Source organism: Amycolatopsis sp. DG1A-15b, from assembly GCF_030285645.1.
Taxonomy (GTDB): Bacteria; Actinomycetota; Actinomycetes; order Mycobacteriales; family Pseudonocardiaceae; genus Amycolatopsis.
In genome coordinates, this window is record NZ_CP127296.1 from 7,562,368 (window position 1) to 7,585,065 (window position 22,698).

Below are 22,698 nucleotides of genomic sequence, written 5' to 3' on the forward strand. Positions count from 1 at the left end.
CCCGACCCGTGTGCCGGAGGGAGCTGGGTTTTTCTGTGCTGTTGTTCAACCATCACGGCCCATACCCACGAATTCAAGGCCATTCACTCTCAAGGACGCTGCCTGGGCCGTTTCGTTGCAGGAGTCCACGGAGAATATCGTGAGTGTTACCTGATCGAGATCTCTTGTGCCGAGCACAAGATCTACGGCCAGTCTGCCGGTGACGCACCTGACCGTCAAATAACTGGTACTGACGTACCAGTCTGCGGCATACTCGTACGCGTGTCCCAGTCTGTGTCGAACCACGAAAGCCGCACGTCTCTCGCCGACTACCGGACCGCGCTGACGACCCGGGCGGTCCGGTGGCCCGTCGTCGCGGCCGTGCTCGCCCGCCTGCCGATCGCCATGATCGGCATCTCGGCCCTGCTCTACGTCCAGCGCGAGACGGGTTCCTTCGCCGTCGCCGGGCTCGTCTCGGCCGGTTCACTCGTCGGTGTTTCGGTGGGTGCGGTGGTGCAGGGCAGGCTGATCGACCGGTTCGGGCCGACGCGGCCGCTGCTCACCGTCTCGGTCATGCTGGCGCTGTCGATGAGCGCGCTGGTCACGGCCATCGAGTCGCACGCCGCGACCGCCGTGCTGGTCTCGCTCGGCGCCCTCACCGGGCTGACCGAGCCGATGGTCGGGTCGGCGTCGCGGGCGCTGTGGGGACGGCTGCTCCCGCCGGGCGGCCCGCGCAACGCCGCCTACTCGTACGAGGCGATCAGCATGGAGGTCTTCTTCATCCTCGGCCCCGGCGTGGCCGGGCTGCTGGTCATGGCGCCGTGGGCGGGCACCGGCCTGGTGCTCGGGGTGGCGCTGCAGTTCACCGGCGCGGTGCTGTTCGCCCTGAGCCCGGCCGTGCGGGCGTGGGGCCCTGTTCCGGGTTCTTCGAAGTCACTGCTGGGCGCACTGGCCAGCCCGGGCATGCGCACGCTGGCCATCGCCGCACTGGGCTTCGGCGTCGTGATCGGGTTCGTCGAGGTCGCCGTGCCGGCCTCGGCCACCGAAGCGGGCCACGCGTCCGTGGGTGGCCTGCTGCTGTCGGCGTGGTCGCTGAGCTCGGTCGCGTTCGGCGTCGCCTACAGCCTGCGGCCGTGGCCGCGCCGGCTGGGCCTGCGGCTGCCGGTCCTGCTCGGCGGGTTCGGTGCGCTGGTCGCGCTGCTCGCGTGGCCGTCCTCGCTGTGGGGCCTGGCGCTGATGATGCTGCTGGCGGGCGCGTTGATCACACCGCAGTCGACGGCCCACTCGACGGCGATCGAGGTGGTCGCGCCGGCCGGGACCGCGGCCGAGGCGTTCGGCTGGGTGCTCACGGCCGTGACGCTGGGGCTGGCGGCCGGCCAGTCGATCAGCGGGTACGTCGTCGAGCACGCCGGCCCGGGCGCGGCCTTCCTGGCGGCGAGTGTGGCCGGGCTGGTGCTCGCGCTGGTCGTGTGGCTGCTGCGCGGCACGGTCCGTGCGGCCCCGTCCGCTCCGGTTCCCGAGCTGGTCAACGCGTAGTCCGGCGGTTTTTGTCGGTGCCGGCCGCTAGCTTGCCGGCATGGACGTCACCGCGCCTGCCCACCGCCTCTCGGCGGCCGTCTCCGCCGCGTCACGCCTGCTGCCCGCCCGCGCCGGTCTGCGGTTGGCGGCGGACGCGGCCGGGCTGACGGTCGCCGGGGTGGCCTCGGACCTCGCCGTCCGGTTCGGCTGCCCGGCGACCACGCACACCGACGGCTCGGTCGTCATCCCCGCGGCCCCGCTGGCGGAGACGCTCAAGGTGCTCGACACGGAACTGGTCCGCCTGGTCGTCGAAGGCACGCGCCTGGCGTTGCGGCTGGACAACGCCCGGTTCGCGCTGCCGCTGTTGTCCGAATCCGGTCTTGCTCCGGACCCACCGGCCCAGGTGTCCGAAGTGGACGGAGCGGCGTTCGCCTCGGCGTTGCGGATCGTCGCGGGCACGGCGGCGAAGGACGACCCGCTGCCGCTGTTCACGGGCGTCCGCGTGCAGGCCGCCGGTGATCGGCTGACGTTGACGGCGTCCGACCGTTATCGGATGGCGGTCGCCCGGCTGCCCCTGTCCTCGCCGGGCAACTTGGACGTCCTGGTCCCGGCGGCCCTGCTGTCGGAAGCGGCCCGGCAGGCGCGGGGAAAGGTGGGCCTCCACATGGGCCCGGGCCGGTTCGGGGTGAGCTGGCACGGAGGCCTGGTCGCGACGGCGGTCCTCGACGCTGGCTTCCTGTCGGAGGACTCGATCCCCTCGGGCACGGTGGACACGACGGTGTCGCTGCAGGCGGACGCCTTGGTGGCGGCGGTCCGTCGCGTGGGGGTGTACGCGGAGGACAGGCGAGTCCTGACGTTGGAGGTCGGCGACACCCAGGTCCGGTTGGCAAGCGCCCGGCAGGACACGGGCGAGGCGGAGGAGACGCTGAAGGCCGACGTCAGCGGCGGCCGGACGTCGCCGTCGTTCCAGGCCCGGTACCTGCTGGACGCGTTGGCGGCGTTCGCGGGCGAGCGGGTGGTGCTGTCGATCCAGCCGGGGATGCGGGCGTGCATCCTGCGGGCTGCGGAGCCTGGGGAGGTGGAGCTGACGTACTACCTGATGCCGATGCTCAGCCGATGATCTCGGTCAGATCCCGGAGGACGACTTCGGCCGCCGGCCCGGCGGTGAACTGGCTGACGGTCAGCGCGGCGCTACCGAAACGCTGCTCGTAGGCGTTCCGGAGATGAGGTGACGAACGACCGAGCGCCCATTCGACCGTCGAGGTGCTGTTGCGCAGGTAGTCGATGGGCAGGCGACCGAGCACGTACAGCTCGGCGCGATGATCCCCGCGCTCGAGGACCAGACCCACCAGGTCGGCGACGAGCATGCGTTTGCGCATCGTGTCGCGGCCCTTCCACTGGGCGGCTTTGAACTCGGCCACCCGGCGGTCGGTTTCGAGGTCGAACTTGCGGCTTCCGTCGTTCCCCGAGGCCAGCGACGGCCGCCGAACGATGCGTTCGCCCGGCTCGAGGATCTTCGGCAAAGCCCGGACGATCATCGCCGCGTGGATGAGGTCGTTGACCCGGCCGGCGTGCTGCCGCACGAGCAGCGCGCCTTTGAGCAGGTCATCGGTCAACCCCTCGGGCGCCACGCGCTCCTCGACGGTTTCGTTGTCGGCGCCTTCCAGGCGCTCTTCCAACCGGCCAACGCGACGGGAAAGGTCTTCCTGGCCGAAGAACTGGTGCAGGTCGATGAAGGACTTGACCGCCGCACCGAGATCGCTCTCAGGCACCAGGGACTCGGCAGGGTGCTCCGGTTCACCCTGAACTTCTGGCTCGCGCGGGAGCGGACTGGTCGGGAAGCCGAGCCGGCGGAGCTGCCGGATCGCGTAGTGCGAGATGAACTCGGATCGCGACACCCCGAGGGCGCGCTCGAAGATCTGTCTGGGTGGCCACCGCTGGTCTCCGATGGTGACCCAATGGGTGCGAATCGGCTCGGGGGCGCCCCGGACAGCCGCGCTCAGCACTTCGGCGCGACTCAAGTGGTGCCGCTCGCCGTTGAGTACGAAGCCGATGGCGTGCTCGTCTTCCACAGGCAGTGCGTCGCCCGCGCTACACCGGCTCCAGCGTGCCGAAGCGCTTCAGCGTCCGGATCATCGGTGCCGTCTCCACCTGCTGCACTCCCGGCAGCCCGCCCAGGTCGTCGGCCAAATACGAATACAACGCCGCGTCGTCGCGGCAGCCCACGTTCGCCACCAGGTTGGCCGGGCCCGTCGTGGCCGCCGCGAATGCCACCTGGGGGTGGCCCGCCAGTGCGCGGCCCGCCGATTCCAATGCCGATGGCGCCACCGTCAGCCAGAGCGTCGCCGTCAGGGGGTAGCCCAGCAGGGCCGCGTCCACCTCCACGTCGAAGTACACCGCTCCCGATGCGCGCAACGCCTCCAGGCGACGGCGGACCGTCGACTCCGAACGTCCGCAGGCCGCCGCCAATGTCGACATATCGGCTCGGGCGTCGTGGGCCAGGGCGGCCAGCAAGGCCGCGTCCTCCGGCTCCGGCCGGTAGGGGCCGCCCGAAGGAATACGGCGCAGCGAAGACACCTCCGAAGCCGACAGTGCGCCGGCGCGGCCCGGCCAGCCCGCCGGGCCGCCCGCGAAACGGCGCAGCAGCCGGTACGCCGTCATCGACACCACCCGGGGCGTCCTCGGCAGCTGACCCAGCAGCAAGCCGTCCGCCTGCTCCCGCAGCGGCGCCCGGACGAAACACACGATCTCCGTCCCGCCCGACATCAGGCTCACCCACTGCGTGTCGTCGCGTCGGGCCAGCCCCGCCGCGATCGCCGCCGCCGCGTCGGGGACGCAGCGCAGCCGCACCAGCCAGTGGACCTGGCCCAGCGGTGCCGCCTCCGGCACGCCGACCACCCGCAGCACGCCGGCCGACCGCAGCTTCCGGTACCGGCGCGCGATCGTCTGGTCCGAGACACCCAGCACCGCCGCGATGGTGCTGAACGACGCCCGGCCGTCCAGCTGCAGCGCGTGCGCCAGGCGACGGTCGAGGTCGTCGAGCAGGCCGGATTCCACCAGATCAGCCTAAGTGATGTCGGATTTCGCGCACGATCCCGTCGTGGATGGAACGCCCCGGCGAAGCCGCTCACGCTGGAAGCATGGACATCGACCACACGGTCTTCCTGACCAGGAACCACGCGGACACCTGGCGGCGCTACGAACAACTCGGCTTCACGCTGAGCCCGCCGTCGCGGCACTTCGCGTCCCGCACCGGCAGCGACGACCTCGTGCCGAGCTGCACAGCGAACCGGTGCGCCTACTTCGGTGGCTCGTTCCTCGAACTGATCGGCATCGTCGACGAGACGGCCGGCGATCCGTGGCGCGTCCTGCCCCTCCTCGACGCCCGCGGCGACGGCCTCCACGGCTGCTCCTTCGGCGTCGACGACTCCGACGCCGCCGAGAGGCGGCTGCGAGAAGCCGGGCTCTCGACGTCCGGGGTGCTGAAGCTGCAACGCGACGTCGAACTGCCGGAAGGCACGCGCACCGCACGGTTCCGCAGCGTCCACATCAGCCGGGACCGCACCCCCGAGGGCATCCTCCACACGGCCGAGCACCTCACCCCGGAGTACCTCCACCAGCCGCGCTACCTCGGGCATCCCAACGGCGCCCGCGCCGTGGCCGGGATCCTCCTCGTCGTCCCCGATGACGAGGCCGGCGAGTACCGGCGGCGCTACGACGTCATCACCGGTGGCCACGCACCGGTCGACATCGCCGGCGTGAGCGACCTCGACGCCGTCCTGCCCGGCGAAACCCCGCGGAAGCTGCCGTACTTCGCCGCCCACGGCGTCGTGGTGGCGGATCTCGCGGCGGCGCGGAAACTGATCGAGGAGCACGTCCCGACCACCACCCACGACCGCGGGTTCTTCGTCCGCGCCGAAGACGCCTTCGGTGCCGCGGTGTACTTCGAGGAGGCACGATGATCGTCGAAACCACCACCGGCCGGATCCGCGGCGCGCAAGGCGCGTTCAAAGGCATCCCGTACGCCACCGCGAAACGCTTCGAAGCACCGAAGCCGCCGAAGCCGTGGAGCGGTGTCAAAGACGCGCTCGAAGCCGGCCCCGCCGCACCGCAGCCGCCGTCACGGCTGGAACACGCCCTCGGCCCGATGCCCCTGCCGCAGAGCGAAGACTGCCTCTCCCTCAACGTCTTCACGCCGTCGGCCACCGGAAGCCGTCCGGTACTGGTGTGGATCCACGGTGGCGGGTTCTCCAGCGGCTCCGGCGGCCAGGTCTGGTACACCGGCACGCGCCTGGCCCGCGACGCCGACGCCGTCGTCGTGACGCTCAACTACCGGCTCGGCGCCCTCGGCTTCGCCGCGCTGGACGGGGTGCCGCCGAACCTCGGGATCGCCGATCAGCTCGCCGCGCTGGAATGGGTGCGGGACAACATCGCCGCGTTCGGCGGGAATCCGGCCGAAGTCACCCTCGGCGGGCAGTCGGCCGGGGCGCAGTCGACGCTCGCCCTCTGGTCGGCGCCGCGGGCGAAGGGCCTGGTCAAGCGGATCGCGCTGCAGAGCGCACCCCTCGGCCTGCGACCGTCCACACCGGACGAAGCCGCCGTGTCCGCCGGGCGGCTCGCCGAAGCGCTGGCCGGCGAGGACATCCGCACGGTCCCGGTCGCCAGGCTGATCGCCGCTCAGCTCGCGGTCCCCGGCAAGCCCGGCTCGATCGAACCACCGTTCCAGCTCGTCGCCGACGACGACCTCGTCGCGAAGGACCTCGTCGAAGCGGCACCCGAAGGCCCCGCGCTGATCAGCTGGACGCGAGAAGAACTGCGCGCCTTCGTCCCCGACGCGCCCCGAGGAGCGATCGACGAAGCGAACAGCCTCTTCACCAGCGACCGGCTGGCGAAGAGGCTCGGCGCCTTCACCTACCGCTTCGACTGGCACGCCCCGGGCAACCGGTTCGGCGCCTGCCACTGCATCGACATCCCGTTCCTCTTCGGCACCCACGACGTCTGGCCCGCGCCCATGCTCGACGGCGCCCCGAAGGGCCTCGAGAACGAGACCGGCCTGCGGGAGGTGTGGGCCGCCTTCCTCCACGGAGAACGGCCCAGCGCACTCACCCCGCCGAAGCTGAAGCTGCCTTGACCGCCGCCTCGACCTCGGCGAAGGAGGGGTTGACCATCGCCCGCGATCCGACGATCACCGTCGGCACGGTCTCGTTGCCGTTCGCGACCTCACGGACCCGCGCGGCCGCCGCCGGGTCCTCCCAGATGTTGATCGCGCGGACGTTGAAGCCGCTCTTCGACAACGGCCGCTCCAGCGCGGCGCAGAACCCGCACCCCGGCCGCCAATAGAACTCGACCTCGACGTTGCTCATCCGTTCTCCTCCGACCGCAAGTAGTCCAGCTGCGCCTGCACGCTCCACTCGGCGGGCGCCCACAGCGCCCGGTCGACGTCGGCGTAGACGACTTCGACGACCTGGCGCGGGGTGGCGTCCGCCCCGAGCGTCTTCAAGGCCGAACGCACCTGGTCGAGCCGCTGTTCCCGGTGGGCGAGGTACTCACGCGCGGTCGCGGGCAGGTCGGGGAGCTCCGGACCGTGACCGGGCAGGCCGACCGTCCCGGCCGGCAGCTCGATCAGCTTCCGCAGCGAACGCAGGTAGTCGCCGAGGTCGTGCAGCACCGTGGTGCCGCGCCCGAGGATCGTGTCGCCGGTCAGCACCTGGCCGTCGAGGACCAGCGACACCGAGTCGTCGGTGTGCCCGGGGGTGTGCAGGACACGAAGGGAAAGGCCGCCCGCCGAAATCACTTCCTCGTCCACAAAGGACGAAGCATCGATGCACAGAGCAGGGTCGAACGCCCGCACCGGCGCGCCGGTGCGCTCGGCGAACCACGGTGCGCCCTCGGCGTGGTCGGGGTGGCAGTGCGTGAGCAGGATCAGCTCCACCGCGCCGACTCCGGCCAGCAGCTCGAGGTGCGCGAGGTCGCGGTAGCCCGGATCGACGACCACGGCCGGGCTCGACGGCGTCGCCCGCAGCACCCAGCTGTTGGTGCCTTCGAGCGTCATCGACGACGGGTTGTTCTCCAGCAGCACCGACGCCGTCTCGGACACCTGGCGCAGCACGCCGTACGCGGGGGCGGTCATCGCTGCTCCAGCACGACGCGGACGTGGTCGTTCTCACGGACCAGCGTCGGGGCGATCCGGACGATTTCGCGCGGCGCGCTCAGGACGTCGTCGGCGGTGGCGAACGCCGCCAGCTCGCTCAGCGTCAGCCACGTCGGCGGCATCAGCATCCGGCGGCCCTCGCGCGCGTCGGCGATGGCGTCTTCCGGGCGCTGCCAGCCGGAGCTCGACGCCTCCGACGTCGCCCCGTCGGCTTCCTGGCCTTCGGGCAGCTTCGCGACGTAGAACCGGGTGTCGTACCGGCGCGGCTCCTGCTCGGGCGTGATCCAGTGCGCCCACGGACGCAGCAGGTCGGCCCGCAGCGTCAGTCCCGCCCCGGCGAGGAACCCGGCCAGCGACACCTCCCGCGTCTCCAGGGCCTGGCGCGCCGCCGCGTACGGCGTGACGTCGGTGAGCACCGCGTCCGCGCCGCCCGCGAGCAGCACGCCGGACTCTTCGAACGTCTCGCGCACGGCCGCGCAGGTCAGCGCCCGCGCGAGCGCGTCGTCGCAGCCGAACCGCGCAGCCCACCACGCCGGGTCGGGCCCGGCCCACGCCACCGACGTGTCGGCGTCGCGCCGGTCGACCCCGCCGCCGGGGAAGACGGTCATCCCGCCCGCGAACGGCATGCCCTTGACCCGGTGCTGGAGGAAGACCTCGACGCCGTCGGCGCCGTCACGGACCAGGACGACGGTGGCCGCGTCCTTCGGCGTCGCCGGCGGGCCGTCGGCGTTGGCACGGGTGGCGACCCCGGCGCCGACCGGGATGTCGAAGACAAACTCCTTTGGCTGCTCCACCCGGGCAACATACCTCCGGCACCCGGCGTCCCGTCGCGCAGTTGTGGCACGCCGGACAGCACAAAGGCGGCACTTCCACGGGGAAGTGCCGCCCTGGTGCGAAGCGAACCTAGGGTGCGGTCCAGCCGCGCTGGTCGCCACCGGAGCGGGACGCGCCGTTGAGGCGCATCTTCGCCGCCTCGGCCCGCTCGCGCTCGGCCAGCTCGGCGTGCAGCTCACGCAGCAGCGCCCGGTCGCGCTCGCTCAGGCTCGGGTCGTCCAGGTCCAGCGCCGGCAGCTCGACGACCTCGTGCATCGACGGCTTGCCCGCGGCGATCTCGCGGCCCTTCTCCGGGTCCTCGGCCAGCGCCTGCCGCAGCTGCGCCACCTCGGCCGGGGTCAGGTCGGCGGTGCGCTCCGCCCGCGTCTCCGACCGCGCCTTGCGGGACGGCTCGGGGGCGGGTGGCGTCACGATCGGCACCACCGGGGCGACCGGCTCGGCCGGCGCCGTCGTGGTGCTGCTCGACCGCATGCTGTGCCGGCTGCCCGACTCCGCGACCGGCTCCGACGACACCGGGGCCGACGGCTTGGCCGGCTCGGGACGGTACGTCGACGCGGGCGACGACGTCGTCCCGGTCACCCAGGCCGGCGACGCGGCGGCCGAAGCGGCCTGGTGGTACTCGGAATGGGCGACGCCCGGACCGCTGACCTCGACGACGGAGTGGATCCCGGCCCGGCGCAACGCCGTGTCGACGCGGAACGCGACGGCGGGCGGGTTGCCCTCCGGGCCCAGCTCGACGAGCACCACCCGCTGCGGCAGCGCGCCCGGCACGCTGCCCGCCGGGGTGTTGCGCCACACCGCGTGCACCGAGCGGACGTCCGGCAGCACCTGCAGGGTCCGGTCGAGCGCCTCGGCGATGCCGAACTCCGGGGCGTTGTCGCCGCTGAACCGGTGCGTGTTGACCGGCTCGGCCTCGTCGACCAGCAGATCGTTCGCCAGCGTCGCGTCCGACCGGCTCATCTCGAGTACCAGCGCCAGCTCGCGCTGCTCGGCGGAGCTGACCGGGATCCGGCCCGCGATGAGCGTGCCGGTGGTCAGCTCGACCGCCTCGTCGATGTGGGCCCGCGCGATCAGCTCACGAGCTTCGGTGAGCGCGCTGTCGTCGATCCGGCCCGCCAGGGCCAGCAACAGGTTGTGCAGGCGCAGGGGCACCGAGAACCCGTCCATGGGCGGGCCGTCGTGGACCTCCACCATTGCCTTGCTCCCTCCCAGCTCGCTGGCGGGCGAGCGTTATGCGGCTACTAGCCGGGTCCCCGTCACCGCGCCCACGCAGACCAGCTCTGAGTCGGCCAGCGCGGCCCGGTGGTAACCCGGCAGGTCGAAGCGCGGCGGGATGACCTCGACGCTGGGCTCTTCGTCGCCCAGAACGCGCAGCACCCGCTGCAGTTCGCCGGTCAGCCTCGGCAGCCCTGCCTGCGCGGTGATGAGCAGGACGCGCTTGGCGGTCCCCTGCCCGACCACACCGACGTGTCGCCAGCTCTGCCGCACTTCCCCCACGTCCGGGCGACCCCGCAACGTTGCGTGGATCAGAACGGACACGGAGTCGACCGAGTTAACCCATTCGGGCGCACTCGACGTGAATGTGTACCGGTTCTCGGAGACGTCGTCTACCCCCAGCGTCGAACTGACCTGGTGCCAGTCGGCGCCGTGCGGGATGAGCCCGGCCACGAGCAGGCGGTACTCCGTCTGGTCGAGGTCAATCCTGTGCTTAAGCAAAGACCTCGGCAGGGTCCGGGCGAGGGTGCCCATGGCACCCTCGCCGAGCCAGTCGCGGAACCGCCACAGCAGCTGGTCGGGCAGCCGCCCGGCCAGCCGGATCAGCAGCTCGTGGGTGGACTGCTCGATGTCCGGGTCCATCACTGCACCTCCACGATCAGTTCGACCTCCACCGGCGAGCCGATGGGCAGCTCCGCGACACCGACGGCGGAGCGGGCGTGGATGCCCGCGTCGCCGAACACCTCGCCGAGCAGTTCGGACGCGCCGTTGACGACCGCCGGCTGACCGGTGAAGCCCTCCGCGGAAGCCACGAAGCCGACAACCTTGACGATCCGCGCGACGTTGTCAATGCCGACCAGCGCGTGCACGGCCGCGAGCGCGTTGAGCGCCGAGGTGCGGGCGTGGCCCTTCGCCTCTTCGGGGCTGATCTCCGCGCCGACCTTGCCGGTCGCTGCGAGCACGCCGTCGACGAAGGGCAGCTGGCCGGAGGTGTAGACGTGCTTCCCGCTCTGGACGGCGGGCACGTACGCGGCCAGCGGGGCCGCGACGCCGGGCAGCTCGATGCCGAGCTCCTTCAGCCGTTCGCTCCAGGTCACCGGGTCAGCCCTTCGGACGCTTCAGGTAGGCGACGTGCTGCTCGCCGCTCGGGTTCGGCAGCACGGTGACCAGCTCCCAGCCGTCCTCGCCCCACTGGTCGAGGATCTGCTTCGTGGCGTGGATCAGCAGAGGGACGGTGGCGTACTCCCACTTGGTGGCGCTCATAGCCGCGAGCGTAGCCAAGCGGGCAAGCGCACCCGGGGCCACCGCCGGAAAACGGGATGCGACGCGCCGGGGTGTGGTTCATCTCACGCTAGCGTGGGCGCGTGGAAACGTGGCGGGTGATCGCGACGGCACTGCTCGCGGCGGCCGGGCTGCCGCTGGTGCTCGTCGTGATGGCGAAAGTGCGCGACCGGACGCGGAGCTCCGGGCAGGTCGCCGTCTCCGGGGTGATCACGTTCACCCTGCTCGTCGTGGTGGGCGTGCTCACCCTCACCGTGCTGCCCGGCCTCCTGAGCTGGGTGCTCGTCGCGGGCGTCGCCGCTGCGGTCAGCGTCATGCTGCTGGCCGGCTGAGCGCTGAATTAGGGTGAAGAAGTGACCATTTCCCATGCCGGCTGGACCGACGAGCTTGCCCGCGCCCGGCTGCACTTCGTCACCGGCAAGGGCGGGACCGGCAAGACGACGCTGGCCGCCGCGCTCGGCCTCGCGCTCGCCCGCGAAGGCCGTCGCGTGCTGCTCATCGAGGTCGAAGGCCGGCAGGGCATCGCCCAGCTCTTCGACACCGAGCCGCTGCCCTACGCCGAGCAGCGCATCGCGTCCGTTCCCGGCGGTGGCGAGCTGCGCGCGCTGCACATCGACGTCGAAGCCGCGCTGCTCGAGTACTTCGAGATGTTCTACAACCTGGGCTTCGCCGGCCGGACGCTGCGGCGGATGGGCGCGATCGAGTTCGCGACCACGCTCGCGCCGGGCCTGCGTGACGTCCTGCTCACCGGGAAGATCAAGGAGTGCGTCGGCCGGACCGAGTCCGACGGGCGGCACACCTACGACGCCGTCGTCGTCGACTCGCCGCCGACCGGCCGGGTCGTCAAGTTCCTCGACGTCACCAAGGCGCTGACCGACCTCGCGAAGACCGGCCCGATCCGCGGCCAGGCCGACGGTGTCGTCCGCCTGCTGCACTCCGGGGAGACCGCCGTGCACCTGGCCACGCTGCTGGAGGAGATGCCGGTGCGCGAAACCGTCGAGGCTGTGGCCGAGCTGGACGGCGCCGACCTGCGCCCAGGCGCGGTGCTGGTCAACCGGGTCCGGCCGCCGCGGCTGCCCGCCCGTTCGGTGACCGCCGCCGCCGACGGCCGCGTCGACGCCTCCCGCGTCCGCACCGGGCTCGCCTCGGCCGGGCTGAAGCTGCCGCAGGAGACCCTGGACGCGCTGGTCGACGAGACCGTCGAGCACGCCGTGCGGGTCGCCGCCGAGCAGCGGGCCCGCGAGCAGCTCGCCGAGGCCGACCTGCCGACACTGGAACTGCCGGACCTGACCGAGGGCGTCGACGTCGCGGCCCTCTACGACCTGGCCGAAGCCCTGACCGACCAGGGGGTGCGGTTGTGACCACCATCGACATCGACGCGCTGCTCGACGCCCCGGAAAGCCGCGTGATCGTCTGCTGCGGCTCCGGCGGTGTCGGCAAGACGACCACGGCCGCGGCGCTGGCCCTGCGCGCGGCCGAGCGCGGCCGCCAGACCGTGGTGCTGACGATCGACCCCGCGCGCCGGCTGGCCCAGGCGCTCGGCCTGCGCGAACTCGGCAACCACCCGCGGCAGGTGCAGGTCGAGGGGTTCGAGCCGAAGGGCGAGCTCTGGGCGATGATGCTCGACATGCGCCGCACGTTCGACGACATGGTGCGCGTGCACGCCGGCCCCGAGCGCGCCGAGCAGCTGCTCCAGAACCCCTTCTACCAGACGATTTCCACGTCGTTCTCCGGCACGCAGGAGTACATGGCGATGGAGAAGCTGGGCCAGCTCGCCGCCACCGGCGAGTGGGACCTGATCATCGTGGACACCCCGCCGAGCCGGTCCGCGCTGGACTTCCTGGACGCGCCGACGCGGCTTTCCTCCGCCTTGGACGGCCGGATGATCCGGCTGCTCACCGCCCCGGCGAAGGCCGGCGGCTGGGGCCTGCGCAAGGTGGTCAACGCCGGGTTCTCGATGTTCGCCAAGGCGGTGTCGACGATCATCGGCGGCCAGCTGCTGACCGACGCGTCGGCGTTCATGCAGGCCTTCGACAGCATGTTCGGCGGCTTCCGCGAGCGCGCCCGCAAGACCGCGGAGCTGCTGCGCTCGTCCGGGACGTCGTTCCTGGTCGTGGCCGCACCGGAGCCGGACGCGCTGCGGGAGGCGTCCTACTTCGTGGAGCGGCTGTCGGCCGAGTCGATGCCGCTGGGCGGGCTGATCGCGAACCGGACGCACCCGGTGCTCGCGAAGCTGTCCCGCGGGGAGGCACTGGCGGCGGCCGAGACGCTGCAGAGCGCCCCCTTGGCCGAGGCGGTGCTGCGGCTGCACGCCGACCGCGTCGAGCTGGCGGCGCGCGAGGAACGGCTGCTGGCGCGGTTCACCCGGGCCCACCCGGAGGTGGCGCTGGCGAAGGTGCCGGCACTGGCCGGCGACGTGCACGACCTCGACGGCCTGCGCGACATCGGCGTGAAGCTCGCGGGCTGAGCGGTACGGGCGGCGCGGCAGCAGGACCGCGCCGCCCGTGGCCGGTCAGCCGACCTCGACGCGTTCCTTCGCGTCGCGCTTGGCCGCTTCGAGCAGGTCAGCCCAGCTCACCACGTCGGGACGGCGGCGCAGCAGCGCTCGCCGCTCCCGTTCGGTCATGCCGCCCCAAACGCCGAAGTTGATCCGGCCGTCGAGCGCTTCGGCGAGGCATTCCGTGCGGACCGGGCAGCCCATGCAGACCGCTTTCGCGCGGTTCTGCTCCGCACCCCGGACGAACAGGCCGTCCGGATCGGCGTCCCGGCAGGACGCGTTGATTCGCCAGCTCGACTGGTTGGTTTCCATACCCCCAGCTCCCTACCCTGGTGATCGACGCACCAGCGGGGAAAGGCACTGCGCTCCTTGCCCCCGCGAGCGTGTCTCCCTCAGCTCACGTCGGTTACCCGGGCACCTCCCCGGTGCCGGTGCCGCCGTTCGGACCAGGCGAGCTCCCACTCGCGTTGATCCATCCGTCGGCTTGTCTTCGTGAGACGTTGACGGACTGTAGGGGCCCTCGGTTCCCCCCGTCGAGACCCAGAATGCCTTCCGTTACCAGTTGTCACCGAAGGGGGTCTGTTTTGTCACTGATTTCACACCGCCCGGGACACGGCGTCACCGCCGCCTGACTCACTCCGGGTAGCCTGGCCCTCGTGCGAAAAGCGGATGGTTTGTTCAAGCTCATCGGCCTCTGCCTGCTCGCGGGGGTGCTGGTCGCCGGCATGCTCTTCCCGGTCGTGGGGGCCGCCGGTGTCATGTCCAACCAGGCGAGCGAGACGGTGGAGAAGACCTCCTCCGATCTCGCGGACATCCCGCCGCCGCTGGTGACGACGGTCACCGACAGCACCGGCAAGCCGATCGCGACCCTGTACAACCAGTACCGGCTGCCGATCACCGAGAACCAGATCAACGAGGCCATGAAGTGGGCCCTGGTCTCGGTCGAGGACAAGCGGTTCTACGAGCACCACGGCGTCGACTGGCAGGGCACGCTGCGCGCGGCCGTCAGCAACAGCACCGGCGCCGACACCCAAGGCGCCTCGTCGCTGACCCAGCAGCTCACCAAGAACTACCTGATCAACGTCGTCTACCGGAACGACCCGATCGGGCAGAAGAAGGCCCAGGAGCAGTCGATCTCCCGCAAGCTCAAGGAAGCGCGGATCGCGATCAACCTCGAGACGAAGCTGACCAAGCAGCAGATCCTCGCCAACTACCTCAACATCGTCGAGTTCTCCCGGCAGATCTTCGGCATCGGCGCGGCGGCGCACGCGTACTTCGACACGGTCCCGGAGAAGCTCACCGTGCCGCAGGCCGCGCTGCTGGCCGGCCTGGTGAACAACCCGATCAACAACGACCCGTGGAACCACCCGGACAAGGCCACCGCGCGCCGCAACCTGGTGCTCGACCGGATGGTGGACAACAAGAAGCTGGCGAAGGCCGACGCGGACCGCTTCAAGGCCGAGCCGCTGGGCGTGGTCCCGGACAGCCCGAAGAAGCCGCCGGCCAACTGCATCGGCGCGGGCCCGGAGTCCGGGTTCTTCTGCCAGTACGTCGAGGACTACCTCCTCAAGGCCGGCGGGATGACCAAGGACCAGCTCTACACCGGCGGCTACACGATCAAGAGCACGCTGGACGAGCGCGCCAACCACGAGGCGAAGGTCTCGGCGGAGGCGCAGGTCAACAAGACGCAGCCGTACATCGCGAACACGTTGTCGCTGATCAAGCCGGGCAAGGACCGCCACGAAGTGGTGGCGCTGGCGGCGAACCGCGACTACGGCCAGAACCAGGACGCGGGCCAGACGACGTACACGCTGCCCGCGGGTGTCTACAACACCGGTGGTGCCGGGTCGACGTTCAAGATCTTCACCTCGGCGGCGGCCCTCGACAAGAAGATCGCGGGGATCTATTCGCCGGTGGACATGCCGGACTCCTACACGTCGCACGTCTTCTGGACCGCCAAGAGCGGGTGCAGCACCACCCCGACCGGGAAGCCCAACTCCTACTGGTACTGCGTCGGGAACGCCGGGGACTACAGCCGGGTGGGTGCCAACGCGACGCTCCAGACGGCCCTGGCGACGTCACCGAACACCACGTTCGTGGCACTCGAGGACCAGCTCGGCGGCACCGGTCCGGCCATCGACATGGCCAAGCGGCTCGGTCTGCGCGACACGATGGCCAGCAACACCGGCGGCGGCCAGGTCGACCGGAACGTCAAGGGGAAGAACAAGAGCCAGGCAGAGGAGTACGGTCCCACCGGTAACAACCCGGGATATGGCGCGTTCACGCTCGGGTTCAGCCCGGTGAGCGGCCTCGAGATGGGCAACGTCGCCGCGACGATCCTCTCCGGCGGCGTGTGGTGCCCACCGACACCGATCGTCGGCGTGACCGACCGCAACGGGCAGGCGGTGCCCATCAAGGAAGCGCCGTGCGAGCAGGCGGTGCCCGAAGGCCTGGCGAACACCCTGGCGGTCGGGATGAGCAAGGACGACCAGCCGGGCGGCACCTCGGCCAAGGCGGCCGGTGACGTCGGCTGGAACCGGCCGATGGTCGGCAAGACGGGTACGACGCAGGCCAACGTGTCGGCGGCGTTCGTCGGTGGCACACCCCAGCTGGCAGGCGCGGCGATGACGTTCAAGTTCGGCGGCGGCAAGGGCGGTATCTGCGACGCCGGCCCCGGCAAGGTCAGCCTGTGTCCCGGCGGCCGCGACGGCAACATCTTCGGTGGGCACGCCCCGGCGAGGACCTGGTTCGGTGCGGTGTCGAAGATCCTGGACGGCCAGCCGGAAGCGCCGCTGCCGCAGCCGGACCCGCAGTACATGGGCGGCGGGGCCCGGTAGCCCGGAAACCGGGCGAGCCAAGGTTTTTCTGCCTCGGCTCGCCCGGTCGTCCGGATCAGCAGTGCGCGATCCCCGGCGCCGGATCGTGCCCGGTGGCCAGCCAGTAGCCGGTCAGCCAACCATCCGTCCAGGCAGGCGCACCGTTCTCGATACGAAAGTAACTACCGTAATACCAGACGTCGTCACCATTGATCGACTCACCGTTCGCCCAGCAGCCGAGCGAGAAAGGGTAGTCTTTTGGAACGGTCATGATGTATCCGCTTTTCGAACTCGCACCGGTTCGCAAATTGACCGCCGTGAGCGTGTCCGCGCAATTTGGATACCCTCGCACCCAGTCGGGACACGAGTAAACGCTCTCCACCGAATCGGTCGAGGCCATCGCGACCCCATCCGAGCCCACCAGGAGGGCGGTAGCCGCCGCCGTCAATACCCCAAGAACTTGCTTGACCTTACGCATGTTTTCCTTTCCATGACGGATTCCTGAGCCGGCCGGCACCGGAGTCCGACGGCGTCCACCTTGCCGACGGTGGTGAGATACGCCGATTCGGAGAGGTCGGCTGAGCCCGCTCGTTGCCGTTCGTCAGCCCCGGCGCAGACCACGGCGCCGACCGGAAGCCACCCGTGTAAGCGCTTTCCGTCGGGCTTCGGTTTTTCGCATGACCACCCCTCGCGGCGAACCTCAAGCCGCTCAGCAGTGCCTGATCTGCGGGGCGGGGTCGTGCCCGCCGTCCAGCCAGTACCCGGTCACCCAGCCCTCCGGCCGGTACGGCGGTTCGACGTTGGGCGATCCGTAGTACCAGATGTTGTCGCCGTTGATCGTCTCGCCTTCCGAATAGCACCAGAGCTCGAAGGCATCCCCCTTCGAAATGGTGGCGATGTACGCCGACTTCGAGGTCGGCTGAGCTCGCTGGTTGACGTTCGTCAGCGCCAGCGCACACCACGGCGCGGCCTGGAAGCCGCATGTGTAAACGCCTACACCGGAGCTGGAGCTCTCCGATGCCACCGCAACACCCGTCGTGGCGGCCATCAGCACCATCGAGGCGCCGATACCCGCCAATGGACGCACGAAGTTCGCCATTCAGACCATTCTCCCCTGATTCACGAGCCCGAAGCCGCGACTTGCCGAATGAAACGGACATACAGGGTGATTTGGCGCGGCCTTCCGCCTGATTTCGGCCACCGGCACCATTCCTCCCCGGCAGAAGTTACCCACGCTCCACAACTCTTGATCAATCGCCCGTTCGAGTGAAGACAAGCCCGCGGCGACACGCCGTGATCCGTGACCGCGGACCACCCTTCCGGCCCATTGATCACCAACGCTTACTTGGTGTTTACTGCCATGACCTGCAGAGATGTCCTGCGGGTCCAAGCGCCGCCGCCACCCTGGGGAGGGGGAGTGAGCCGCGGCGCCCGCCGACGCCAGCGGCGCACGATCCACCTTTCCCAAACTCTGAATCCAGAGCTGGAACGCACCTTATTTCCTCAGTTGCACCAAATTAATGCCTCTGTGGAGCAGAAATACGTCGATTCCGAAGACCCAAGTTCCTCTTTGTCACCACCATGACGTTGAGCTGATCGGGTCGGTGGCGCAGGGGGCACCCGATCCCGACGGCACACCGCCGGCGCCCGCCGACGCGACCGCCAAGCCACCACCGGTCGAGCTGCCCACCACCACTCCCGGCCGGCGCGACGAATTGCTCGGCAAGGAGTGGCAGAAGTCCGGCGATCGCCTGTGGACGACGTCCGGCGATTCGACCGGGTTCCACCTGCTGGTCGCCGACGCCAAGACCGGGTACACCTGGCGAACCGCGGCGACGCTTTCCGAGCGTGGGCTGGAAGCCGACGAATGGATCGGCAACGCCTGCGTGACGGCCTCGGGCAAGCGCGCGATCGTCGCCTACGCGCCGCGCACCTTCACCAACCGGCAGCAGCTCTTCGACCGCGGTGCGTTCACCGCGCAGGTCGATCTCGACACCGGCGCGATCACCAAGCTGCCGGTCCAGACGACCCTCGCCTACTACAACCCCGGCTGCGGGTCCGGCGAGAAGGCCGCCTTGACCCAGGCCGGCAGCGAAGACCTCGGCAAGACCCGGTTGCTGACGTTCGACACGGCAACCGGGCAACTCGGAAAGCCGACCGATCTCACCGGCCAGCTGACGTCCGCGGTTCCGCTCGAAGACGGCTACGCGGTCGCGGGTTCGACCGGACTGCTTCGCGTCGCACCGGACGGCAGCCGCAAGCTCCTTTCACGCAGCGCCGGCGTGCCGTTCCACGTGCGGGTCGACGCCGGGAACAACGTCGTCTTCATGGACACGGACGGCGAAACCGCCCGCATCCGCCAGGCTTCCCCGACCCCGGCGAGTGCCACTCCCGACGCCGCGGTGCTGGCGTCCGGGAAGCTCAGCAAACTGGACGTTGCCGCCAGCGCGACCGGCAAGGTGTTCATCACCGGGCACCCCGACCAGGTCGGCGCGCTACCCGGCACGGTCGCCCGGCTGGAGGCACCGACGAGCGCCGTGATCTCCACGCGGGGAGAGGCGATCGTGTCGGACGTCGCAGCCTCGGGCACCCCGCACCCCGAAGCCGCCCAGCCGGTGCACATCGCCGCGAAGAGCCTGAGGACCGGCAAGGATTTCGGCTTCGCCGTGGATCCGGGCACCACGTCACCGCCGCCACCGACGGGAACGGCCAAGACGCCGGCACTCGCGCCGAACAGCACGCAATCCTCGCCCGTCGACGACGGCCGGTACTGCGCGGTGCCGCGCAACGACCCGAAGACCCAGGTCTACCAGCCGACACCCTGGCAGGTGGAATGGGCCGCGGACATGGCGGTCAAGGGACACCTGAGCATCACGCGCCCGGCCAACTGGAACAGCAACGGCTTGGCCGCGTACGTCCCGCAACAGCTCTTCCCGCAGGTCCCGTTGAAGGGGCTCCAGCGGGAGCGGCTGTCCCGGTGCAGCTCCTGCTGGGCGTCCTGGGACAGGAATCGAACCTCTGGCAGGCCGCCCGTCACGCGATGCCCGGTGAGACCAGCAGCCCGTTGATCGGCAACTACTACGGCATCAACTACTACGGTGACACGAGCAACGACTGGACCATCAACTGGGACAAGGCCGACTGCGGCTACGGGGTTTCCCAGATGACGGACGGGATGCGGCTGCCGTCGCACCCGAAACCCGGCGAGACCGAACGGCCTTGGATCCAGCAGCAGGCCATCGCAACCGACTACGCCGCGAACATCGCGGCAGGCCTGCAGCTGCTCGAGAACAAGTGGAACGACCTCCAGAACCTCGGGCTCACCGTGAACAACAACGATCCCACGAAGCTGGAGAACTGGTTCATGGCCATCTGGGCCTACAACTCCGGCTACCACCGGCCGTCCGACCCCGACGTCCAGGATCCCAACGGCGCGTTCGGGCTGGGCTGGGGCAACAACCCGGCGAACCCGACTTACGACAAGAATCGCGGCCCCTTCGGGGCGAATCCGGCGGACTTCGCACATCCGCAACTGTGGCCGTACCCGGAAAAGGTGCTTGGCTTCGCCGCCAACCCGCCGAGCGGGTACGACATGCCCGGACACTCGGTTCCGTTCTTCCGACCGGCGTGGTGGAACGGCACCGACCCGGACCCGACGACCGGCGACCCCGGAACCGCGTCGGTGTACAAGGCGCTCGTCAAGCCGCCGCCACTGCTGTTCTGCACCGACCGCGACAACTGCGTGCCCGGCGGTACGTTCACTCCAACCGCTCCCGGTGTCAACAATGATCCCGTACACGACACCGGCCCGTGCGCGCACAAGAACTCGGCCGGCCAGTACGACCTGAAATGCTGGTGGCACGACTCGGTGGCGTGGAAGACCGACTGCAACTACACGTGCGGAAACGAGAAAGTCCGCTTCGACTACCCGGATTACGCGGCGGAGGTCAGCGGGGGCACTAGCTATCCCCCGGACTGCGGCCTGGCCGGCTTGCCGAGTGGCGCGCTGATCGTCGACGACGTCGACAGTTCGGTCCCACCGGTCCGGGCGCCCGGGTGCGCCCGGCAGAACAACGGCAGCTTCGACTTCAGCTATGGCGGTCCGGCGGCGGAGGTCGACCTGCACCAGCTCGGCAGTGGCTACGGTGGCCATTTCTGGTTCACCCACACGGTCAGCTCCGACGCGCTCGGCCATGCGTTGCAGCTCAGCGGCACCTGGACGCTCAACCAAGCGCTGAACGGCTGGTCACGGGTGCTGGTCCACTTACCCGATCACGGCGTGGAGACGCAGCAGGCCAGGTACGACATCGATCTGGGCAGCGGCGCGGCGACCGAGCACCGGACGATTTCGCAAGGCCGCGAACAGAACCAGTGGGTTTCGCTGGGTGTCTATCCCTTCGCCGGAACACCACGGGTGACCTTGAGCTCGATCACGCCCGACGAGGGCCGAGGCACCGTCGACGTCGCATGGGACGCGATCGCCTTCCAGCCCTTGCCCGCCAAGCCGAAGAACATCGTCGCTGTGCTCGGGACTCGTTCACCTCCGGCGAGGGCGTCGGCGGCTACTACCGGGAGTCCGACAAGAACCACGGCAACCCGGATTGGGCGGCCTGCCGCCGAAGCCAGAACGCTTGGTCCCGACAGCTCGCGCCGCCGGGGAACACCAGGACACTGGGTGCCGCGCAGGATGCGTTCGGTGCCGAGTCCGAACTGGGATTCGTGGCCTGTTCAGGCGCGCAGACCTGGCACCTCGACGCCGGCGGCTCGGGATCGATCCCCAGCTCGTGGGTCCATCCGGAGAACTACGACGCCGGCGAAGAAGAGTTCAGGGAGATCGACCAGGTCGACTCCGGGGTGCTGAACGGCAATACGACATTGGTCGCCCTGACCATCGGCGGCAACGACGGTGGAGCATTTGCCAACGCGACCACAACGTGCACCAAAAGCGTCTTCGGCGACTGCGGATCGACTTCGTTCATGGACAAGTACCGCGGTAAGATCGACGAGGCCCAAGCCAACACATCGCGTGTTCTCACCACCATCGCGGCCAAGGCGCCGAACGCCCAGATCGTGCTGATGGGCTACCCGGACATCTTCCGGACGGACGGCCTCGCCTGCGGCAGCCACGACATCGAGGCGGGCAACGCCAAGCCACTCAGTGACCTGGCCGCCTACATGGCGCAGAAACAACAAGCCACCCTCGACAGCCTCGCGAAAAAGCCAGGGCCTGGCCTCAAAATAGCCTCCGCCGATCCCGGCACGGTGTTCAACAACCACGGAGTGTGCGGAAACACCCCATGGTTCCACGGTGTTTCACTGAACCCCAACGGCGACGGAGATTTCCACAAGGGAGACAAACCGACACAGTTCTGCATTCCCTTGACAGAATGGTGTATCAGCCGCGAGTCTTTCCATCCCACCGGTGACGGAGCAACCGGGTACACTCAGGTTCTCCAGAACAAGCTTACAGCGATCGGATACCGCGGTTCGTGAGTGAGACGACTGAAAGCAAGCGCCCGCGAACAGTCCGGATCACCTGGCTGCTCGGGGGCGCCACACTCCTCGCCGCCGCGGTCTTCTTCTGGATCACGCTCGGACCGCCCACCATGAACGATCGAGCTCTCAAAAGAGCCTCGGAGGCCGCGGACGTGCATGCTCACGAAGCAGTGGGCAGGCTCGTCACCGCGGCACGCGAAAGCGATTTCACGGATGCCCGGATCAGTCGGGCGATGGCGTTGTCGACCGCCGGAGTGCGCAGCATCCGCCGGCTCGACTCGGTCATCGTGGTGACCGCGGAGGTCCACGCCGTCACGTCGGGCGCGTTCGGCACGCTTTCCGCCGATCGCTGCTACGAGTACGAGATCACCTTGCCTGTTCAAAACGACAGCAGCATCCGGCTCCACGAGCTCCCGTCGTGCTGATCCGGCGCCGACGCCTTGACTGAAATTATGCGCAGCAAAGCCTCGATTCACCGGGGGAACACCGCGAAAGACGGTCGAGAATGAGCCGATGGCTCGATGACCGACGCCCATTTCAGGGTTACCGCCCCCTCCTCCCGGACGAAGCATGGCTACTCCCTCTCAATCCGCCGATCGAGTGACGTCAGGGGTCCACCAAGACGACAGCGAGCCGGTCGGCCGGTCACCCGATCAGCCCTTGATCATGGCTTTCGCCACCTGTTAGCGTCACACGCTGCGGCGATGTCATCCAGGCCGCCGCGGTCACCGACCCTGGGGAGGGGGTGAACGACTCTGCCGCGCCAGCGTCCACGAGTCGCACGCATGTTCGAGGTCGGGCTTCAGCCGCAGACCGCGCCGGATTCATAATCCGGACATATATCCCATCATCGCCCGGCTTGATCCGGTTTCCGCGGCGTTTCACGGAATTCGACGACTTCACCCGATGAC

General features: G+C 69.7%; 24 protein-coding genes. 12 read left to right on the plus strand and 12 right to left on the minus strand.

Annotated elements, in window-relative coordinates; genetic code table 11:
• The first annotated feature begins 261 nt into the window (after positions 1-261).
• Together QRY02_RS34805 and QRY02_RS34810 are read left to right on the plus strand one after the other, a co-directional pair.
• Positions 262-1,515, plus strand: coding sequence for an MFS transporter (locus QRY02_RS34805; protein ID WP_285987029.1), 1,254 nt, complete (start codon positions 262-264; stop codon positions 1,513-1,515).
• Positions 1,516-1,555: 40 nt separating this feature from the next.
• Positions 1,556-2,617 (plus strand): DNA polymerase III subunit beta, encoded by a 1,062-nt coding sequence (locus QRY02_RS34810; RefSeq protein ID WP_285987030.1) that lies wholly within the window; start codon positions 1,556-1,558, stop codon positions 2,615-2,617.
• On the opposite strand, the gene QRY02_RS34815 is transcribed toward QRY02_RS34810, so the two are convergent.
• Both QRY02_RS34815 and QRY02_RS34820 read right to left on the minus strand, forming a co-directional pair.
• Positions 2,607-3,569, minus strand: a complete 963-nt coding sequence (locus QRY02_RS34815; RefSeq protein ID WP_285987031.1) for a hypothetical protein — start codon at positions 3,567-3,569, stop codon at positions 2,607-2,609. The genes QRY02_RS34810 and QRY02_RS34815 overlap by 11 nt on opposite strands.
• Positions 3,570-3,588: 19 nt before the next feature.
• Complete coding sequence (locus QRY02_RS34820; protein WP_285987032.1) at positions 3,589-4,554, minus strand: Lrp/AsnC family transcriptional regulator; 966 nt, start codon at positions 4,552-4,554, stop codon at positions 3,589-3,591.
• An 83-nt stretch (positions 4,555-4,637) separates the two neighbouring features.
• On the opposite strand from QRY02_RS34820, the gene QRY02_RS34825 reads away from it, so the two are divergent.
• Positions 4,638-5,459 (plus strand): VOC family protein, encoded by an 822-nt coding sequence (locus QRY02_RS34825; protein ID WP_285987033.1) that lies wholly within the window; start codon positions 4,638-4,640, stop codon positions 5,457-5,459.
• Entirely contained in the window at positions 5,456-6,628 is a 1,173-nt protein-coding gene (locus tag QRY02_RS34830) for a carboxylesterase family protein (RefSeq protein WP_285987034.1), read from the plus strand. The genes QRY02_RS34825 and QRY02_RS34830 overlap by 4 nt, the downstream gene beginning before the upstream one ends.
• On the opposite strand, the gene QRY02_RS34835 is transcribed toward QRY02_RS34830, so the two are convergent.
• The 7 genes from QRY02_RS34835 to sp36 form a co-directional block, all read right to left on the minus strand.
• Positions 6,600-6,860 carry a glutaredoxin domain-containing protein gene (locus tag QRY02_RS34835; protein WP_285987035.1) on the minus strand — a complete coding sequence of 87 codons (261 nt, stop codon included), beginning with the start codon at positions 6,858-6,860 and terminating at the stop codon, positions 6,600-6,602. The two genes, QRY02_RS34830 and QRY02_RS34835, sit on opposite strands and share 29 nt — an antisense overlap.
• On the minus strand, positions 6,857-7,627 hold the full coding sequence (locus QRY02_RS34840) for an MBL fold metallo-hydrolase (protein ID WP_285987036.1): 771 nt from the start codon (positions 7,625-7,627) through the stop codon (positions 6,857-6,859). Before QRY02_RS34840 ends, QRY02_RS34835 begins: the two co-directional genes overlap by 4 nt.
• Positions 7,624-8,442 (minus strand): NUDIX hydrolase, encoded by an 819-nt coding sequence (locus QRY02_RS34845; protein ID WP_285987037.1) that lies wholly within the window; start codon positions 8,440-8,442, stop codon positions 7,624-7,626. The genes QRY02_RS34840 and QRY02_RS34845 overlap by 4 nt, the downstream gene beginning before the upstream one ends.
• Before the next feature lie 109 nt (positions 8,443-8,551).
• Positions 8,552-9,676, minus strand: a complete 1,125-nt coding sequence (locus tag QRY02_RS34850; protein ID WP_285987038.1) for a hypothetical protein — start codon at positions 9,674-9,676, stop codon at positions 8,552-8,554.
• Between the two features lie 36 nt (positions 9,677-9,712).
• Entirely contained in the window at positions 9,713-10,339 is a 627-nt protein-coding gene (locus tag QRY02_RS34855; protein ID WP_285987039.1) for a hypothetical protein, read from the minus strand.
• On the minus strand, positions 10,339-10,794 hold the full coding sequence (locus QRY02_RS34860; RefSeq protein WP_103340129.1) for a RidA family protein: 456 nt from the start codon (positions 10,792-10,794) through the stop codon (positions 10,339-10,341). The genes QRY02_RS34855 and QRY02_RS34860 overlap by 1 nt, the downstream gene beginning before the upstream one ends.
• A gap of 4 nt (positions 10,795-10,798) precedes the next feature.
• Positions 10,799-10,960 carry a Sp36 family protein gene (gene sp36, locus QRY02_RS34865; protein ID WP_003068074.1) on the minus strand — a complete coding sequence of 54 codons (162 nt, stop codon included), beginning with the start codon at positions 10,958-10,960 and terminating at the stop codon, positions 10,799-10,801.
• A 101-nt stretch (positions 10,961-11,061) separates the two neighbouring features.
• On the opposite strand from sp36, the gene QRY02_RS34870 reads away from it, so the two are divergent.
• From QRY02_RS34870 to bagB, 3 genes are read left to right on the plus strand one after another with little or no spacing between them, the layout of a single operon-like run.
• Entirely contained in the window at positions 11,062-11,310 is a 249-nt protein-coding gene (locus QRY02_RS34870) for a hypothetical protein (protein WP_285987040.1), read from the plus strand.
• A 21-nt stretch (positions 11,311-11,331) separates the two neighbouring features.
• Entirely contained in the window at positions 11,332-12,339 is a 1,008-nt protein-coding gene (gene bagA, locus QRY02_RS34875) for an ATPase BagA (RefSeq protein WP_285987041.1), read from the plus strand.
• The gene (bagB, locus tag QRY02_RS34880; RefSeq protein ID WP_285987042.1) at positions 12,336-13,445 is read left to right on the plus strand and encodes an ATPase BagB; all 1,110 of its coding nucleotides are present in this window, start codon (positions 12,336-12,338) and stop codon (positions 13,443-13,445) included. The genes bagA and bagB overlap by 4 nt, the downstream gene beginning before the upstream one ends.
• Before the next feature lie 45 nt (positions 13,446-13,490).
• On the opposite strand, the gene QRY02_RS34885 is transcribed toward bagB, so the two are convergent.
• Positions 13,491-13,787, minus strand: coding sequence for a WhiB family transcriptional regulator (locus QRY02_RS34885; RefSeq protein ID WP_285987043.1), 297 nt, complete (start codon positions 13,785-13,787; stop codon positions 13,491-13,493).
• A 344-nt stretch (positions 13,788-14,131) separates the two neighbouring features.
• On the opposite strand from QRY02_RS34885, the gene QRY02_RS34890 reads away from it, so the two are divergent.
• On the plus strand, positions 14,132-16,312 hold the full coding sequence (locus QRY02_RS34890; RefSeq protein WP_285987044.1) for a transglycosylase domain-containing protein: 2,181 nt from the start codon (positions 14,132-14,134) through the stop codon (positions 16,310-16,312).
• Between the two features lie 55 nt (positions 16,313-16,367).
• Here the strand turns inward: QRY02_RS34890 and QRY02_RS34895 are convergent, their stop codons facing one another.
• Positions 16,368-16,769, minus strand: coding sequence for a hypothetical protein (locus QRY02_RS34895; protein WP_285987045.1), 402 nt, complete (start codon positions 16,767-16,769; stop codon positions 16,368-16,370).
• A gap of 231 nt (positions 16,770-17,000) precedes the next feature.
• Complete coding sequence (locus tag QRY02_RS34900) at positions 17,001-17,390, minus strand: hypothetical protein (protein WP_285987046.1); 390 nt, start codon at positions 17,388-17,390, stop codon at positions 17,001-17,003.
• 421 nt (positions 17,391-17,811) lie between these two features.
• Here QRY02_RS34900 and QRY02_RS34905 point away from each other — a divergent pair, with 421 nt between their 5' ends.
• Genes QRY02_RS34905 through QRY02_RS34920 form a run of 4 tightly spaced genes read left to right on the plus strand, consistent with a single transcriptional unit; the run spans position 17,812 to position 22,212 of the window.
• On the plus strand, positions 17,812-19,359 hold the full coding sequence (locus QRY02_RS34905; RefSeq protein WP_285987047.1) for a hypothetical protein: 1,548 nt from the start codon (positions 17,812-17,814) through the stop codon (positions 19,357-19,359).
• Positions 19,269-21,152 (plus strand): golvesin C-terminal-like domain-containing protein, encoded by a 1,884-nt coding sequence (locus QRY02_RS34910; protein WP_285987048.1) that lies wholly within the window; start codon positions 19,269-19,271, stop codon positions 21,150-21,152. The genes QRY02_RS34905 and QRY02_RS34910 overlap by 91 nt, the downstream gene beginning before the upstream one ends.
• Entirely contained in the window at positions 21,146-21,784 is a 639-nt protein-coding gene (locus tag QRY02_RS34915) for an SGNH/GDSL hydrolase family protein (RefSeq protein ID WP_285987049.1), read from the plus strand. The genes QRY02_RS34910 and QRY02_RS34915 overlap by 7 nt, the downstream gene beginning before the upstream one ends.
• Positions 21,781-22,212 (plus strand): hypothetical protein, encoded by a 432-nt coding sequence (locus QRY02_RS34920; RefSeq protein ID WP_285987050.1) that lies wholly within the window; start codon positions 21,781-21,783, stop codon positions 22,210-22,212. The genes QRY02_RS34915 and QRY02_RS34920 overlap by 4 nt, the downstream gene beginning before the upstream one ends.
• The last annotated feature ends 486 nt before the right edge of the window (positions 22,213-22,698 follow it).

Bases quoted from the DNA above. Each gene is read 5' to 3' on its own strand.
- QRY02_RS34810 (WP_285987030.1), top strand. From the start codon at position 1,556: ATGGACGTCACCGCGCCTGCCCACCGCCTCTCGGCGGCCGTCTCCGCC.
- QRY02_RS34825 (WP_285987033.1), top strand. From the start codon at position 4,638: ATGGACATCGACCACACGGTCTTCCTGACCAGGAACCACGCGGACACC.
- QRY02_RS34830 (WP_285987034.1), top strand. From the start codon at position 5,456: ATGATCGTCGAAACCACCACCGGCCGGATCCGCGGCGCGCAAGGCGCG.
- QRY02_RS34835 (WP_285987035.1), bottom strand. From the start codon at position 6,860: ATGAGCAACGTCGAGGTCGAGTTCTATTGGCGGCCGGGGTGCGGGTTC.
- QRY02_RS34840 (WP_285987036.1), bottom strand. From the start codon at position 7,627: ATGACCGCCCCCGCGTACGGCGTGCTGCGCCAGGTGTCCGAGACGGCG.
- QRY02_RS34850 (WP_285987038.1), bottom strand. From the start codon at position 9,676: ATGGTGGAGGTCCACGACGGCCCGCCCATGGACGGGTTCTCGGTGCCC.
- QRY02_RS34855 (WP_285987039.1), bottom strand. From the start codon at position 10,339: ATGGACCCGGACATCGAGCAGTCCACCCACGAGCTGCTGATCCGGCTG.
- sp36 (WP_003068074.1), bottom strand. From the start codon at position 10,960: ATGAGCGCCACCAAGTGGGAGTACGCCACCGTCCCTCTGCTGATCCAC.
- QRY02_RS34885 (WP_285987043.1), bottom strand. From the start codon at position 13,787: ATGGAAACCAACCAGTCGAGCTGGCGAATCAACGCGTCCTGCCGGGAC.
- QRY02_RS34895 (WP_285987045.1), bottom strand. From the start codon at position 16,769: ATGCGTAAGGTCAAGCAAGTTCTTGGGGTATTGACGGCGGCGGCTACC.
- QRY02_RS34900 (WP_285987046.1), bottom strand. From the start codon at position 17,390: ATGGCGAACTTCGTGCGTCCATTGGCGGGTATCGGCGCCTCGATGGTG.
- QRY02_RS34905 (WP_285987047.1), top strand. From the start codon at position 17,812: ATGCCTCTGTGGAGCAGAAATACGTCGATTCCGAAGACCCAAGTTCCT.